Raw genomic sequence first — 16,535 nt, 5'->3', positions numbered from 1 at the left:
CCCCCGAACCGTCAGCACAATCAAAAATCGGGGTGCCCCACGCAACCCAAGGCGCAGCAATGTCGCCGCCAGGCGACGAGCCGAACACCTATTCCGCCGCCATCCTCTCCCGCAAACTACGAGGCCGCATATCAGTCCACACCTGATCCACGTGACTCATGCACTCCTCCCGGCTCCCCCGCATCCCCTCCGGCCGCCACCCAGCCGGAACCTCCTTGTCCCCAGGCCACAACGAATACTGCTCCTCGTCATTGACCAAAACCTGAAACACAACCCCGTCATCCATTCACTTCTTCCCTTCCTCAACAACTTGACCAGAAGCCTCTTCCAGCACCGGAACCGAACCCCCCGAAGGCAACCCCCGCAAACTGCGGCTGAACGTCGCCACCACAGTGACCACCGCAATCCCCCCACTACACGCCAACACCGCAAACCCCGCAGGCAACGCCTCCACCAGCCACCCGCCCAACGCAGGCCCAGCCGCAGCAGCCAACCCCCCAGTCACCCCGACCACTCCCCCGAGCCGCCCCCGCAAATGATCCGGAGTGGACAGCAACTGATAAGCCGCAATAGCAGTATTGGCCGCAGGAGGCAAAAACGCAACAGCCGCGAACAACACCCCCATCACATATCCATTATGGACGAACACAGCAAGCGGCGTCAGCACAGTCAACGCCCAAAACACCCCGACAACAAGCCGGAACGCACTAACCCCCCGATGCAGGTAAGGCGCGACCAGCGACCCCAGAATCCCCCCAGCCCCCAACATCGCCGCCATCACGCCGATCTCCCCCGACGGCACCCCCCGCTCATTGGCCAGCACAATAATCACCAGATAAATAAGCGGAAAAGAACAAATTCAAACTGACCACGCACAACACAGTCGCCCGCAACGGCGGCCGGCCCCACACCCACCGCAGCCCCTCGACAATCTCCCGGCCCAAATGCTGGGGAGGGACACCGTCCGCACGCTCCGCCCGCCGAGGCAACCGCACGAACAACAACGACACGAACGCGAACACGTGCGCGACCACGTCGAAGAGAAACGGCACCACCCGCCCCACCGCGAAGAGAAACCCACCGAGCGCGGTCCCCGACAGCTGTCCCGCACTGGTCCGAGCAGCATTCATCGCGACCGCCGAAGGCACCTGTTCCTCCGCCACCAACCGCGGCAGACTGGCCTCCTCAGCCGGTTCGAACAACGCCCGGCTCAACCCCATCACGACGGCGACCGCGACGAGCATCCACACTTCCGCGACGCCCCAGTACAACGCGGCCGCCAACCCGCCCGCCGCGACCGCTTGCGCCGCCTCGCACCCGAGCATGATCCGCTTGCGAGGCCACCGGTCCACCAACGCCCCCGCGGGCAATCCGGCAACCAGCTGGCTGATCGCGACGGCCCCGAGCACCAGCCCGGACTGCGCGGCCGACCCGGTGAGCGCCAGCACGAGAAGGGGAAACACGATGGTGGTCGTGCTGAACCCGGCCTCGGAGACGACCTGGCCGGTCCAGAGAAGCCGATAGTCCCGGTTGCCCGCGATCCCGCTCATGCCCCGCCTCCCCGCACTCCCGCATCGACTCCCATCTGACCGGCGGACGGCCACGACGAGCCGACGGCCATTCCACGGCTCACCCGGAGTCCGCAGCCGCCCGGTCGACGTACCGAGCCCGATGCGACGAGCAAGCCCACCTGATCGACCCGCCGCACCCTGCTGCTGTGCCCGCCAATTCGGCTCATCCCTCTTCCCCCCGGCAATCCGCCGCGATGGCCCGCAGCGCGTCCGCGAATCCGGCCGCCACCCCGGCCACCGTCGGGCGGGAATGCTGGTCCGGCTGGTAGTACCAGGAAAACTCCAGCTGCCCGTCCCGCACCCCGCCGACGACCTCCAGTGCGTGCGGCGACCGGTTCGCCGGATCCTGGTCCCGGCCCAGCGGCGGGAGGGACCGCAGGAACAATCCGTCCCCGGAGCCGGTGTTCTCGCCCTGTCCCAGGTAGTTGAAGGCGACCCGGGGCGCGGCCCGGCCCAGGTCCGGGAAGCGGAAGCACCGCAACACCCCGTGTCCGAACCCGTTGCCGGGCACCGCCCGCAGCTGCCGGCGGACCGACTTGACCAGGGTTCGCCAGTTCGCGGCCGGGTCGACTTCGAGGGCGACCGGGAACAGCGTCGTGAACCAGCCGACCGTCCGGGTCAGGTCGACGTCGTCCAGGATTTCCTCCCGGCCGTGGCCTTCGAGGTCGATCGCCACCGCCGGCTCGCCGGTCCAGCGGGTGAGCGTCCAGGCCAGTGCGGTCAGCAGGACGTCGTTGATCCGGGTCCGGTACGCGCCGGGAGCGAGGTGCAGCAGGGCATCGGTGTCGTGCGCGTCGACGCGGATCGACACCAGCTCCTGCGGTTCCGGGGCCGCCCCAGTCCGGTCTGCCGGGATCTCGCAGCCGGGCAGGTCGCGGGCCCAGTGCGCCCGTTCCCCGTCCAAGGCACCGGATTCGGCATAGGCCCGCAGGCGGTGCGCCCAGTCCCGGAACGACGTCGTCTTCGGGCCCAGATCGGGCTTCTCCCCGGCCTCGATCTGCCGGTAGGCCCGTTCCAGATCCTCCAGCAGGATGCCCCACGAGACCGCGTCGACCACCAGATGGTGCGCGACCAGGAAAAGGCACGGGCGCTCCGCGGAATCCGACAGCAGCGCCCGCAGATGCGGAGGCTGAGCCAGGTCGAAGCTCGCCTGGGCGTCGTCGGCGGCCCGCTCGAGGTCCACAGTGGACACCCGGTGCAGGACCGAACCGGAGGTGACCGGGTCGTTGTGCTGGCTCCACCCGTCGGCGGTCCGCTCGAAGCGCAACCGCAGCGCGTCGTGGTGTGCCACCAGCGCGTCGACCGCCTGGCGAAGCACCTCCTCGTCGACCGGGCCGTTCAGCTCGATCAGCACGGACTGGTTGAAATGCGCGGGGTTCACCGGCGAGGAGTCCAGGAACCAGCGCTGGATCGGCGTCAGCGGAACGGCCCCGACCACCGCCTCGCGCTCGTCCGCGACCGGATCGGCCGGATGGACCACCCGGGCCAGCTCGGCGACCGTCTGGTGCGTGAACAGATCCTTCGACCGCATCGCCAGCCCGGCCTGCCGGGCCCGGTGCACGACCTGGATGCTGAGCAGCGAATCCCCGCCGAGCTCGAAGAAGTTGTCCGCGGCGCCGACCTGCGGCACCCCGAGCACCTCGGCCCACACGTTCGCCAGCACCTCCTCCGGCCCGCTGCTCGGCGCGACGTACTCGGCGGTCTGCAGCGCCGACAAGTCCGGCTCGGGCAGCGCGGCGCGGTCGATCTTTCCGTTGGGGCTCACCGGGACCGCGTCGAGCGGCACGAACACCGACGGGATCAGGTAGTCCGGCAGCGTCTCGCCCAGGAAAGCGCGCAGCGACGCGATTTCGCCGACCACATAGGCGACCAGCCGCTTGTGCCCGCCGGCTTCGCGAGCCACCACGACGGCGTCGCGCACCTCCGGATGCCGCCGCAGCGCCGCCTCGATCTCGCCCAGTTCGACGCGGAACCCGCGGATCTTGACCTGGTGGTCCACGCGTCCGGCGAATTCCAGCTCGCCCGAAGCCCGCCGCCGGACCACGTCGCCGGTGCGGTACATCCGCGATCCCGGCGGGCCGAACGGGTTCGCCACGAACCGGTCGGCGGTCAGGCCGGGCCGGGACAGGTATCCGCGGGCCAGCCCGGCACTGCGGATGTACAGCTCTCCCCTCGAGCCGATCGGCACCTGCCGGAGCTCGGCGTCCAGCACGTACGTTTCGGTGTTCCGGATCGCTTTGCCGATCGGCGGCGGCCCGCCCGGCGACAGCGGTTCGCTCCACGAGGCCGCGACCGTGCATTCGGTGGGCCCGTACGCGTTGATCATCCGCCGCCCCGGCGCCCAGCGAGCGACCAGTTCGGCCGGGCACACGTCGCCCGCGACGACCACGGTGCGCAGGTCCGGCAGCGGCACGTCGGGCACGGTGGCCAGCGCGACCGGCGGGAGCACTGCCTGCGTCACCCGGTGCTTCGCGAGGACTTCGGCCAGGTGCGCGCCCAGCAGCGGCCCCTCCGGCGGCACGACGAGCGCGGCGCCGGCGGGCAACGCCGTGCAGAGTTCGGACACCGCGGCGTCGAAGCTGGGCGAGCTGAACGCCAGGACCCGGTCGCCCCGCCGGACCTGGCAATGCTCGGTCTCGGCGGCGGTGAACGACGCCAGTCCGGCGTTCGGCACCACGACGCCCTTCGGCCGCCCGGTCGAACCGGACGTGTAGATCACGTATGCCGCTTGCTCCGGCTCGACGGGGACGTCGAGATTCGTGTCGGCGTACCCGCTCGCGTCGAGCGCGCTGTCCACGACGAAGACCGGGTCGGCGTCGCGCAGCATGAACTCGATGCGCTCGGCGGGATAGCCCGGGTCGACGGGGAGGAACGCGGCGCCGGTCTTCGAAACGGCCAGCTCGGTGACGACGAGCGCGGTCGAGCGCGGCAGCCGGACCGCGACGATCCGTTCCGCCCCCGCACCCCGTTCGACCAGCAGCCGGGCCAGCCGATTCGCCCGCGCGTTCAGCTCGGCGAAGGTGATTTCCTCCGAGCCGGACACCAGCGCGGGGGCGTCCGGCGTACGCGCGACCTGGGCTTCGAACAGCTGCGCCAGCGAGGCCGGCGGGACCGGTGCAGCGGTGTCGTTCCAAGCTCGCAGCTGGTCCAGCTCGGCCTGCGGCAACAACTGCAGCGACGCTATCGGCTCGTCCGGCTGCGCGGCGAGAACGGTCAGCGCGGTCCGCAAGCGGTCCGCGAGACGCTGGATCGTCGTGGCGTCGAACAGGCCGGTGGCGTAGTTGATCGCGGCGTGCAGCGACCCGCCGTCCTCCTCGAACTGCACGAGCAGGTCGAAGGTCGCGGTCGTCGCGGGAAGGGCGACCTCCTCGGCGACCAGCGCGCCGCCGCCCGGCCGGTCGCCGGTGTTCTGCAGCACGACCATCGCCTGGAACAACGGCGTCCGGCTCGGGTCGCGGACCGGCTGGGCGGCGTCCACGACGCGTTCGAACGGCACGTCCTGGTGGGCGAACGCGTCGAGCACCGTGTCGCGCACCCCGCCGAGGAAGTCCCGGAACGAGCCGCGCGAGTCCACTGTGGACCGCAACACCAGGGTGTTGACGAAGAACCCGATCAGGCGCTCCAGCTCGGGCCGTTCCCGTCCGGCGGCGACCGTGCCGACCGCGACGTCCTCCTGTCCGCACCACCGCGAAAGAACGACCTGGAAGACCGCGACCAGCGCCATGAACAGGGTGCCGTGCTGCGCGCCCGCGAGTTCACGCAGGTTCGCAGCGACCTCGGAGGGAATGGCGAAGCCGAACCACTCCCCCTCGTTCGCGCGGATCGCCGGCCGCGGCCGGTCGGTGGGCAGTTCGAGCGGCGCGAGCCCGGCGAGGCGGTCCCGCCAGTGGTCGAGCTGCTCGTCCAGCTCCGGGCTGTCGAGGAAATCCCGTTGCCAGGCCGCGAAATCCGCGTACTGCACGGGCAGTTCGGGCAGCCGCGGCTCCTCGCCGCGGACGTAGGCGGAGTAGCACGCGTCCAGTTCGGCGGCGAGCACCCCGGCCGACCAGCCGTCGGTGACGATGTGGTGCAGCGCCAGCAGCAGGACGTGGTCGCCGGACTCCTCCCGGAACAACCGCGCGCGCAGCAGCGGTCCGGTGCGCAGGTCGAACGGCCGGAGCGCTTCGCGCGCCAAAGTCTCCTCGTCGAAGTCCTCGACCGCGAGGTCGACCGGCGCGGGCTCGTGGACGATCTGCACCGCGTGGCCCTCGATCGCATCGAAGGTGGTGCGGAGCGATTCGTGCCGGGCGACGATGGTGTTCAGCGCCCGCCGCAACGCGTCGACATCGAGTTCTCCGCGCAAGCGCAAGGCAGTCGGCGAAAGGTACTCCGTGCCACCGGGTTCGAATTCGTCCAAGAACCACAAGCGTTGCTGAGCGAACGACAACGGCAGCGCACCGTCCCGCGCGGCCACCGGGATCGCCTCCGCGGCAGCCTGCTCGACCGGCAGTTCAGCGGCGAACTGGCTGAGCGTCGGTGCGGAGAACAGCAGCCGCGGCGACACCTCGACGCCGAATTCCGCGCGCACTCGCGACGTGATCCGCATGCTGAGGATCGAATCGCCGCCGAGTTCGAAGAAGCTGTCGTCGGCGCCCACGCGGTCGATTCCGAGGACGTCCGCCCAGATAGCGGCGAGCCGCTGTTCCGCAGCCGTCCGCGGCGCGACGTACTCTGCGGTTCCGGTGCGGCCGGGGGCGGGCAGCGCGCGGCGGTCGAGCTTGCCGTTCCGGTTGAGCGGGAGCGCGTCCAGCGACACGAACGCCGACGGGACCAGGTGCTCCGGCAGCCGTTCACGGGTCCACTCGCGCAAGCCCCGCGCTTCGCCGACGACGTACGCGACGAGGCGGCCTTCGCGGGCGATGACGGTGACGTCGGCGATCGCCGGATGCCGCCGCAGCACCGTCTCGATCTCGCCCGGTTCGACCCGGAACCCGCGGATCTTGACCTGGTCGTCGACGCGGCCGAGGTAGTCGAGCGAGCCGTCGGCGGTCCAGCGGACCTGGTCGCCGGTGCGGTACATCCGCTCGCCCGGCGGCCCGAAGGGATCCGCGACGAACCGGTCGGCGGTCAGTCCCGGCCGGCCGAGGTAGCCGCGCGCGAGCTGCGGTCCGGCGAGGAACAGCTCGCCGGGAAGGCCGGGCGGCACGGGTTCGCCGGTGTCGCCGAGAACGTACGCGCGGAAGTTGGCCAGCGGACGCCCGATCAGCGGCTGGTCGCCGGTCACCGGCGCGTGGATCGAGTCGACGGTCGCTTCCGTCGGCCCGTAGTAGTTGTGCCCGGTGACGTCCGCGGCGGCCAGCTGCCGCCACAGCGTTTCGGTGGCCGCCTCGCCGCCGGTGATCACCGTGCGCGGCCGGACCTCGCCGGTCGCCAGGCCGGCGTCCAGCAGTTGCTGGAGGTAGGCCGGGGTGAGGTCGAGCAGGTTCAGCCCGTGCGCGCGGACGGCGCGGACCAAGGCGCGCGGGTCGAGCCGGGTGTCGTCGTCCAGCACGTGCAGCTCGTGGCCGTCGAACATGGCCAGCAGCGGTTCCCACGACGCGTCGAACGCGAGCGACGCGGTGAGCGCCGCGGCTTCCCGTCCGCGGTCGAGGAAGACCGCGCGGTGCGCGACCAGCAGGTTCACCAGCGCGCGGTGCTCCACGACGACGCCCTTCGGCGTGCCGGTCGAACCGGAGGTGTAGATGACGTACGCGGCGGTATCCGCGTCCGGCCGCTTCGACACCGGCGCCGGCGGCGCGTAGCTCTCGTCCGGCCTGCCCAGCACGACCACCGGGCGCGCGTCGTCCAGCAGGAAGCGGACGCGTTCCTCCGGCAGATCCGGGTCGATCGGCAAATACACCGCGCCGGCCTTGAAAATCGCCAGGACCGCGATGACGGCTTCAGCCGACCGCGGCAGCATGACGGCCACCACTCGCTCCGGCCCGGCACCCCGTTCGACCAGTTCCTCCGCCAGCTGCGTGGCGCGGGCGTCGACCTCCGCGAAGTCCAAGACGGTGTCGTGGAAGACCAGCGCGGTCTCGTGCGGCATCCGGGCGACCGTCGCGTCGAATACGTCCAGGACCGTCTCCGCGGGAAGGTCGGCGGTCTCGCCGTGTCCCAGAGCCAGCACGTGGTTGCGCTCGTCCGCAGTGAGCGGCGACAGCGAGCCGACACGCTGCGACGGGTCTCCGGCGATCGCGCGCACCAGCTGGGCGAGGTGCCCGGCGAGCCGGTGGGCGGTGGTTTCGTCGAACAGCTTCGGGTCGTAGGACAGCTCGAGCCCGAGCCGGTCGTGCAGATAGGCGGTGAGGTTCAGCGGATAGCTCGTGGTGTCCAGCGATTCGACGTCCAGCACGCGCACGCCGTCCTGTCCGCTGTCTTCGATCGGGTAGTTCTCGAAGACCACCACGCTGTCGAACAACGACGCGCCCGCGGGCACCCCAGTGAAGGTCTGCAGCTGCGAGAGCGCCAGGAAGTCGTACCGGCGCGCGTCCGCCTGCTCGGCCTGGATCGCGCGCAGCCACTCCGCGGCCGACTGTCCATTTCGGACTTCGACCCGGGTCGGCACGGTGTTGATGAACATCCCGATCATCGCTTCGACGCCGGGCAGTTCGGGCGGGCGGCCGGAAACTGTGGTGCCGAACAAGACGTCCGGCTCGCCGCTGTAGCGCGCGAGCAGCAGCGCCCACGCTCCCTGCACGACCGAGTTGACCGTCAGCGCCGCGGTTTTCGCCATGTCGCGCAGCGCCGCCGACTCGTCCGAGGACAGCTCGACCAGCACCGTCGCCCCGGATTCCGCGCGATGCGCTTCCGTGGGACGGCGGTCGTACGGCAGCGGCGTCGGTGCGGCGAAGCCGTCGAGCACCCCGCGCCAGTGTTCCTCCGCCGCGGCCCGGTCCTGCGCGGCCAGCCAGGCGAGGTAGTCGCGGAACGGCCGCCGCGGCGTCAGTTTCGCCGGGGTGCCTTCGACAATCGCCGTGTACTGCTCGCACACCTCGCCGAAGACCTGCGCGGTGCTCCAGCCGTCCAGCAGGACGTGGTGCGAGGTCCACAGCAGCTGGACCTCGTCGTCCGCGACCCGCGCGATCTCCAGGCGCATCAACGGCGGCGTCGTCAGATCCATGCCCGCGGCCAGATCGGCTTCGAGCAGTTTCGCCAGTTCGGCCTGCTGCGCTTCGGGAGAGAGGCCGCGCCAGTCGTGCTGCCCGACCGGCACCCGGACCCCGCGATGCACGCGCTGCACCGGTTCGTCCACGCCGTCCCACACCGTGCTGCTGCGCAGGATCGGCGTCCGGTCCACGACGCGCTGCCACGCCTCGGCCAGCGCACGCGGGTCCCGGACCCCGGCCAGCCGCAGCCGGAACTGGTCGAAGTACGCGCTCGATCCGGTGTCGACCAGGCTGTGGAACACCATGCCCGCCTGCAGCGCGGTCAGCGGGTAGATGTCCTCGACCTCGCGGCCGTCGCCGGCCAGCCGGTCCACCGTCGCCTGGTCGAGCCGGGCGAGCGGGAAGTCCGACGGCGTGCGGCCGCCCGCCCCGGCACAGTGCGCGATGATCTCCCGCAGCGCCTCGACGGTCGCCTCGGCCAGGCCGCGGACGGTCGCCTCGTCGTGCACCTCGGCGGAGTATTCCCAGGTCAGGTGCAGGGCGCCGGATTCGACCACGCCGACGACGTCCAGCAGGTACGGGCGAACGCTGTCCGGCGCGGAATCGTGGCCGAGGCTTTCCCCGCGGCCTTGGTAGAGCCCGTCCTCCGCGGTCCCGACATCCCAGCGACCGTGGTAGTTGAAGGAGATTTGCGGGGTCGGGTCGTTCCGCAGCGGGGAATCGGTCAAGTAGCGCAGTGCTTCGTAGCCGACGCCCTTGTGCGGGATGGCGCGCAACTGTTCCTTGACCGACTTGAGGATCGCGTCCCAGCCTTCGCCGGGCACGGTCAGCGCGACCGGGTATTGCGCGGTGAACCAGCCGATCGTCCGGGAAAGATCGAGCGGCGCGGCGAGGTCCTCGCGGCCGTGGCCTTCCATCTCGAGCACGACCCGGGACCGGCCGGTCCAGCGCGTCAGCACGCGGGCGAGTGCGCTGAGCAGGACGTCGTTGACCTCGGTCCGGTAGGCGCCGGGCACGTCCTGCAGCAATGCGGAAGTCTCCTCCCGGCCGAGGAAAACCGACACCGAACGCGCCGACTCCGCGGTGTTGCGGCCGGAGCGATCGACCGGCAGTGCGGTCTCGACCCCGCGCAGCACGCTCGCCCAGTACTCCGCTTCGCCGTCCAGCCCGCCGGAACGGACGTGGTCGGCGAGCGTCCTCGCCCAATGCGGGAACGAGCTGCCCACCGGTTCCAGCGGTTCGCCCCGGTAGGCACGTTCGAGGTCGCCGAGCAGGACGCGCCACGACACCCCGTCCATGACGAGGTGGTGCGCGGTGAGGAACAGCTGCGGCGCGCGGTCCCGGAAGGTGAACAGGACCGCGCGCCACACCGGGCCGTCCACGACATCCAGCGAGGTCTGTGCGCGCACTGCCTCCTCGTGCATCGCCGCCACGACGTCGTCCACTTCGGACAGATCGGCGTGCCGCAGGATATCCGCCGATTCCGTCGAAGCCGGTTCCTGCTGCCAGCTTCCGTCCACAGAGGAGAACCGCATCCGCAGCGCGGCATGGTGCGCGGTGACTTCGGCGACCGCGGCGGTCAGCCGGGCAACGTCCACTTCAGACAGTACAAGGTGGACGGACATGGTCATCCGCCACGGCTCGTCCAGATGCTCGAAGAGCCACGACTGGATCGGCCCGAGCGGCGCGGGTCCGCTCTGCTCCGGCGCCTGCGCGACCGGTCCGCCGGTGGTGACGACCCGGCCGAGTTCGGCGATGGTCTGGTGCTGGAAAAGGTCCTTCGACGACACCGTCAGCCCGGCCTGGCGGGCGCGGGACACGACCTGGATGCTGAGGATCGAGTCGCCGCCGAGTCCGAAGAAGTTGTCCTCGACGCCGACCTGGTCGACTCCGAGCACCGTCGACCACACCTCGGCGAGCGTGGTCTCGATCTCGGTACGCGGGGCCACGTAACGGTTTTCCACCCGCGCCCCGGGTGCGGGCAGCGCCCGGTGGTCGAGCTTCCCGTTGGCGTTGAGCGGCAGCTCGTCCAGCGCGACGAACACCGCCGGGATCATGTGCGCGGGCAGCGACCGGGCGAGGAACTCGCGCAGCGCCGTCGTCCCGGGCACCGTCCCGGTCAGGTACGCGACCAGCCGCCGGGCATCCCCGGCGCCGTGCGCGACCGCGACCGCGCCGGTCACGTCCGGATGCGCGGACAGCGCCGCCTCGACCTCGCCCAGTTCGATCCGGAACCCCCGGATCTTGACCTGGTGGTCGGCCCGGCCGCGGTAGGCGAGTTCGCCGTCCGCGGTCCAGCAGAGCAGGTCGCCGGTGCGGTACATCCGGGTGCCCGGCTCGCCGAACGGGTCCGCGACGAACCGCGACGCGGTCAGCCCCGGCCGGTTCAGGTAGCCGCGCGCCAGGCCCGCGCCCGCGACGTACAGTTCGCCGGTGACACCGGGCGGCACCGGTTCGAGGCAGGCGTCCAGCACGTAGGCGCGCAGGTCCGGGATCGGCACGCCGACGTTCGCGCAGTCGTCCAGCACCCGGTACGTGACGTGCACGGTGGTCTCGGTGATGCCGTACATGTTGATCAGCCGCGGGCCGTCGGGATGCCGCCGTCGCCACTCTTCCAGGCGCACCGGGTCCAGTGCCTCGCCGCCGAAGATCACGTACCGCAGGCTCAGCGGCTCGGACGGCAGCGAACCGAGCCGGTAGAACGCCGACGGCGTCTGGTTGAGCACAGTCACGCGCTGTTCGGCCAGCAGCGCCAGGAATTCCTCCGGCGACCGGACCGTGTCCGACGGGACCACCACGAGGCGGCCGCCGTGCAGCAGCGCGCCCCACAGTTCCCAGACCGAAAAGTCGAACGCGTAGGAGTGGAAGAGCGCCCAGACGTCCTGGTCGCCGAAGCCGAACCAGTGCTCGGTCGAGGAGAACAGCCGGGTCACGTTCGCGTGCGGTACGAGCACGCCCTTGGGCACGCCGGTAGAGCCGGAGGTGTAGATGACGTACGCGGTGTTCTCCGGCCGGACCCGCACACCGGGATCGGTGTCCGGCTGATCGTCCGCCGCGACGGTGTCCACGACGCACACCGGTTGCGCGTCGGCCAGCATCGCTTCGATCCGCGCGGCCGGGTAGTCCGGATCGATCGGCAGGTATCCCGCGCCGGACTTCAGCACGGCGAGGATCGCGACGACCAGGTCCGCTGAGCGCGGCAACCGCAGGGCCACCAGCCGTTCCGGGCCGGCCCCTTCGCCGACGAGCCGGTGCGCCAGGCGGTTCGCTCGCCGGTCCAGCTCGCGGTAGGTCAGTTCGACGCCTTCGCAGGTCACCGCGACGGCGTGCGGGGTGCGGGCGGCCTGCGCGGCGAACAGCCGGTGCAGCGTCGGCTCCGGGGGCGCGACGGCGACCGGGTTCCACTCGCGCAGGACAAGGTCGCGCTCGTCGGCGGTGAGCCACGGCAGCCGGCCGAGCGGCTGCTGCGGGTTCGCCGCGATCCCGGCCAGCAGGGTCCGCAGCCAGCTGCTCAGCCGTTCGATGGTGGCCGCGTCGAACAGGTCGGTGTTGTAGTTGACGACCGCGTCGAGCCGCCCGGCGGTCTGCTGGAAGTGGATCGCCAGGTCGAACCCGGCGGTCACGATCGGCGGCGCGACCTCCTCGACGGCGAGCCCGGGCAGCGCGGGCCGGGCGTCCGGGGTGTTGTGCAGCACGACCATGACCTGGCACAACGGCGTGCGGCTGGGGTCGCGTTCGGGCTGGACGTCGTCCACGACGCGGTCGAACGGGACGTCTTGGTGCGCGAAGGCGTCGAGCACGGTGTCGCGGACTTCGCCGAGGAAAGAGTCGAAGCCGCGGTTCAAGTCCACAGTGGACCGCAGGACGAGGGTGTTGGCGAAGAAGCCGATCAGGCCTTCCAGCTCGGTGCGTTCCCGGCCGGACACGACGGTGCCGACCGCGACGTCGTCCTGCCCAGCCCACCTTGCGAACAAGATCTGGCAGGCGGCGAGCAGGGTCATGAAGAGCGTGCTGCCCTGCTGCCGGGACAGCTCCGCGAGCCGCGCGGTCGTGCCGACCGGGACGCGGAACTCGTGCAGCGCGCCGTTCTTCGTGCGGACGGCCGGGCGCGGGCGGTCAGTGGGCAGTTCCAGGGGTTCGAGACCGGCAAGACGGTGTCGCCAGTAGCTGAGCTGGCCGTCGAAATCGGTGCGGTTTCGTTGCCAGACCGCGTAATCGGCGTACTGCACCGGCAACGGCGACAGCTCTGGCTCCTCGCCGCGGGTGAACGCGGTGTAGAAGGCGGCGAGTTCGCTCAGGAGCACGCCGGAGGACCAGCCGTCGGTGACGATGTGGTGCAACACCAGCGTGAGGACGTGGTCGTCGGGGCCGAGCCGGGTCAGCGCGGCGCGCAGCAGCGGGCCGGTGTGCAGGTCGACCGGGCCGGTCGCGGCGGCCAACGCCGTGTTCAAGTCGCCGTCGACGGCCCGCAGATCGACGGCGTGCGGCGGGTGGACGATCTGCACGCCGCGGCCGTCCACGGTGGCGAAGGTCGTGCGCAGGGATTCGTGTCGGGCCACCACTGCCGTGAGCGCCTGGTTCAGCGCGGGCACATCCAGGTCGCCGCGCAACCGCAGCGCGGTCGGCGAGACGTACTCGGTGCTGCCGGGGTCGAACTCGTCGAGGAACCAGAGTCGTTGCTGGGCAAAGGAAAGCTGTGCTTCGAACGGTCCTTCGCCGCGCGGAAGGAGTGGAATCGCCTCCTGCGGCGCGGACACGGCGGGCAACTGCGCGGCCAGCAGCGCCGGGGTCGGCGCGGTGAAGACCAGCCGGGCCGGGACGTCGGCGCCCAGCTCGGCACGCAGTCGCGCGACCACGCGGATGCCGAGCAGCGAATCGCCGCCGAGTGCGAAGAAGTCGTCTTCGACGCCGACTCGGTCCAGGCCGAGCACCTCGGCCCAGACCTCGGTCACGAGGCGTTCGCGGTCGTCGCGCGGCGCGAGGTACTGAGCTGACGCGGAAATCTCCGGCTCCGGAAGCGCCCGGCGGTCGAGTTTTCCGTGCCGGGTGAGCGGAAGCTGGTCGAGGTGCACGAACGCGGACGGCACCAGGTGCGCGGGCAACGACTGAGTCAGCGCGGCGCGCAGCTCGGCGGGTTCGGCGTCGCCGACGAGATACGCGACGAGCCTGCCGCCCCGCGCGTCGACGGCGGCGTCGAGCACCTTCGGCTGGGCGCGCAGTGCGGTCTCGACCTCGCCGGGCTCGATCCGGAAGCCGCGGACCTTGACCTGGTCGTCGGTGCGGCCGAGGTGTTCCAGCCGGCCGTCGGCGGTCCAGCGGGCGCGGTCGCCGGTCCGGTAGAGGCGGGTTCCGGGCGCGCCGAAGGGATTCGCCACGAACCGGTCGGCGGTCAGGCCCGGCCTGCCCAGGTAGCCGCGCGCGAGCTGTGCGCCGGCGAGGCAGAGTTCGCCGGGCACCCCGGCGGGAACGAGCCGGAGCTGCTCGTCGAGGACGTACGCGCCGACGTTTCCCAGCGGACGGCCGATCGACGGCCGGTCGCCGGTCACCGGAGCCCACGTCGCGTCCACAGTGGACTCGGTCGGGCCGTAGTAGTTCCCGGCGGCCACCCCGGATCCGGCCAGTTCGCGCCACAGGTCCTCGCCGACGGCCTCGCCGCCGACCATCAGGAACCGCGGCCGCTGTCCGCCTTCCAGCAACCCGGCGGGCAGCAATTGCCGCAGGTAGGACGGAGTCACGTCGAGGAAGCCGATGCGCTCCTCGCGGACGTAGCGGGTCAGCGCGGCCGGGTCGAGCCGGGTTTCGTCGCTGATCAGGTGCAGTTCGTGGCCGTCCGCCAGCAGCAGCGGCCCTTCCCACGACGTGTCGAACGACAGCGACGCGGTGAGCGCCACGCGCAGCCGTTCGCGGCCGAACGCGGCCCGGTGGTTGGCCAGGAGATTGGCCAAAGCGGCGTGCTCGACCACGACACCCTTGGGTGTGCCGGTCGATCCGGACGTGTGGATGACGTAGGCGGCGTCGGTCGGCTTCGGAGCGGCCGGACGCGGACCGTCGGTGAAGCCGCCGAGGCGGTCCAGCACCACGACCGGCTTCGTGTCGGCCAGCAGCAGCTCGATCCGCTCGGCGGGCAGGCCGGGGTCGATCGACTGGTGCACCGCCCCGGCTTTGAGCACGGCGAACAGCGCGATGATCGCGTCGGCCGAACGCGGCAGCAGCACGGCCACCACCCGGTCCGGCCCCGCGCCCCGGGCGGCGAGGTCCGCGGCGAGCACGTCGGTGCGGGCGGCGAGTTCGGCGAAACTCAGCCGGACGTCGCCGCAGACCAGCGCGGTCGCCGTCGGCCGCGTCTGGGCCTGGTGGTCGAGCCGGTCCACGATCGTGCCGTCCGGGACGTCGAGCGCCGGGCCGCGCCAGCCGAGCAACTGGGCCTCCTCGGTCTCGGTGGTCAGCGGCAGATCGGCGATCCGGTGGCCCGGGTCGGCGGCGATCCCGGCCAGCAGGCGCAGGAGATGCGCGATCAGCCGGTCGATCGTCCCGAGCTCGAACAACTCCGTGCTGTACTCGACGAGCCCGGCCACGCGGCCGTCGGCTTCCTCGAACTCGACGGTGAGATCGAAGTTGGCGGAATCGCGCGCGACCCCGGCCGGTTCGGCGGCCAGGCCCGGGAACACCGGCCCGGTCCCGGTGGCGTTGTGCAGCAGGACCATGACGTCGAACAGCGGGTTGCGACCGGGATCGCGGCCCGCGTGCACGGCGTCGACCACTTCCTCGAACGGGACGTCGTCGTGGGCGAAAGCGTCGAGGACGGTCTGCCGCGCCGCGGTCAGGTGGTCGGCGAACGAAGCCGACCGGTCCACTTCGGACCGCAGGACGACGGTGTTGACGAAGAACCCGACCACCCGCTCCAGCTCGGGACGGTCCCGGCCGGAAACGACCGTGCCGAGCGTGATGTCCTCCTGCCCGGTGTAGCGCGCGAACAGCGCCTGGCAGGCCGCGAGCAGCACGGTGAACAACGTGGTTTCCGAGGTCCGGGCCAGGTCCGCGAGCCCGCGGGCCACGTCGGCGGGGACGGTGAACTCGCGCACCGCGCCGGCCGTGCCGCGGGCAGCCGGACGCGGCCGGTCGGTCGGCAGGTCGAGCGGGGTCACGCCGGTCAACTGCCGCGTCCAGTGCTCCAGCCCGGCCGCACGAGTCGGGCGGTTGTGTTGCCACACCGCGAAATCCGCGTACTGCAACGGCTGCGACGGCAGGTCCGCGCGCTCGCCGTCACGGTAGAGGAGACCGAGTTCTTCGGTCAGCACGCCCATCGACGCACCGTCGGTCGCGATGTGGTGCACGCACACCAGCAGCACGTGCTCAGCCCGGCCGAGCCGCACGAGCACCGCGCGCAGCAACGGCCCGTGCGAGAGGTCGAACGGCCGTGAGTACTCCGCCTTCAGAACAGCGTCGAGGTCTTCCGGCGCGGCGTCCACCACCGGCAGCGCGACTTCGTACGGCGGCTGAATGACCTGCCGGGGTTCACCGTCGATCTCTTCGAAAGTCGTGCGCAGCGGTTCATGCCGGGCCACCAGGAGCCGCAACGCGGTCGCCAACGCGTCGACGTCCAGCTCGCCGGTCAACCGCAAGGCGAACGCGCTGTTGTATTCGGGATCGTCCGGGCGGAGCCGGCTGAAGAACCAGAGCCGGCGTTGCGCGGACGACAGGGGCACCGGGCCGGAACGGTCGGCGGCGGCCGGGATCTCCGGCGCGCGGCCTGCCGTTCCGGCCATCCGGCGGCGCAGCGCTTCCTGCAGGTGAGCGGGCAGCGCCGCGATGCGGTCTTCACGGGACGCGGTCATGG

Annotated in this window: 4 protein-coding genes; all 4 read right to left on the bottom strand. The window is 71.2% G+C overall.

Annotation, left to right across the window (positions count from 1 at the left end; translation table 11 throughout):
* Positions 1-88: 88 nt before the first annotated feature.
* The 4 genes from SSMG_RS15805 to SSMG_RS15795 all read right to left on the bottom strand — a co-directional run bounded on the left by SSMG_RS15805 (position 89) and on the right by SSMG_RS15795 (position 16,533).
* The gene (locus tag SSMG_RS15805) at positions 89-286 is read right to left on the bottom strand and encodes an MbtH family NRPS accessory protein (RefSeq protein ID WP_009077414.1); all 198 of its coding nucleotides are present in this window, start codon (positions 284-286) and stop codon (positions 89-91) included.
* The gene (locus tag SSMG_RS46940; RefSeq protein WP_009077413.1) at positions 287-832 is read right to left on the bottom strand and encodes an MFS transporter; all 546 of its coding nucleotides are present in this window, start codon (positions 830-832) and stop codon (positions 287-289) included. It abuts the gene before it with no gap.
* The gene (locus SSMG_RS46935; RefSeq protein ID WP_009077411.1) at positions 810-1,550 is read right to left on the bottom strand and encodes an MFS transporter; all 741 of its coding nucleotides are present in this window, start codon (positions 1,548-1,550) and stop codon (positions 810-812) included. Before SSMG_RS46935 ends, SSMG_RS46940 begins: the two co-directional genes overlap by 23 nt.
* 184 nt (positions 1,551-1,734) lie before the next feature.
* Complete coding sequence (locus tag SSMG_RS15795) at positions 1,735-16,533, bottom strand: non-ribosomal peptide synthetase (protein WP_009077409.1); 14,799 nt, start codon at positions 16,531-16,533, stop codon at positions 1,735-1,737.
* Positions 16,534-16,535 lie beyond the last annotated feature (2 nt).

The sequence above is a fragment of the Streptomyces sp. AA4 genome, assembly GCF_000158875.1.
Classification (GTDB): domain Bacteria; phylum Actinomycetota; class Actinomycetes; order Mycobacteriales; family Pseudonocardiaceae; genus Amycolatopsis.
Note: the sequence above shows the minus strand (reverse complement) of the source record. Positions and strands in the feature narration are given on the sequence as shown.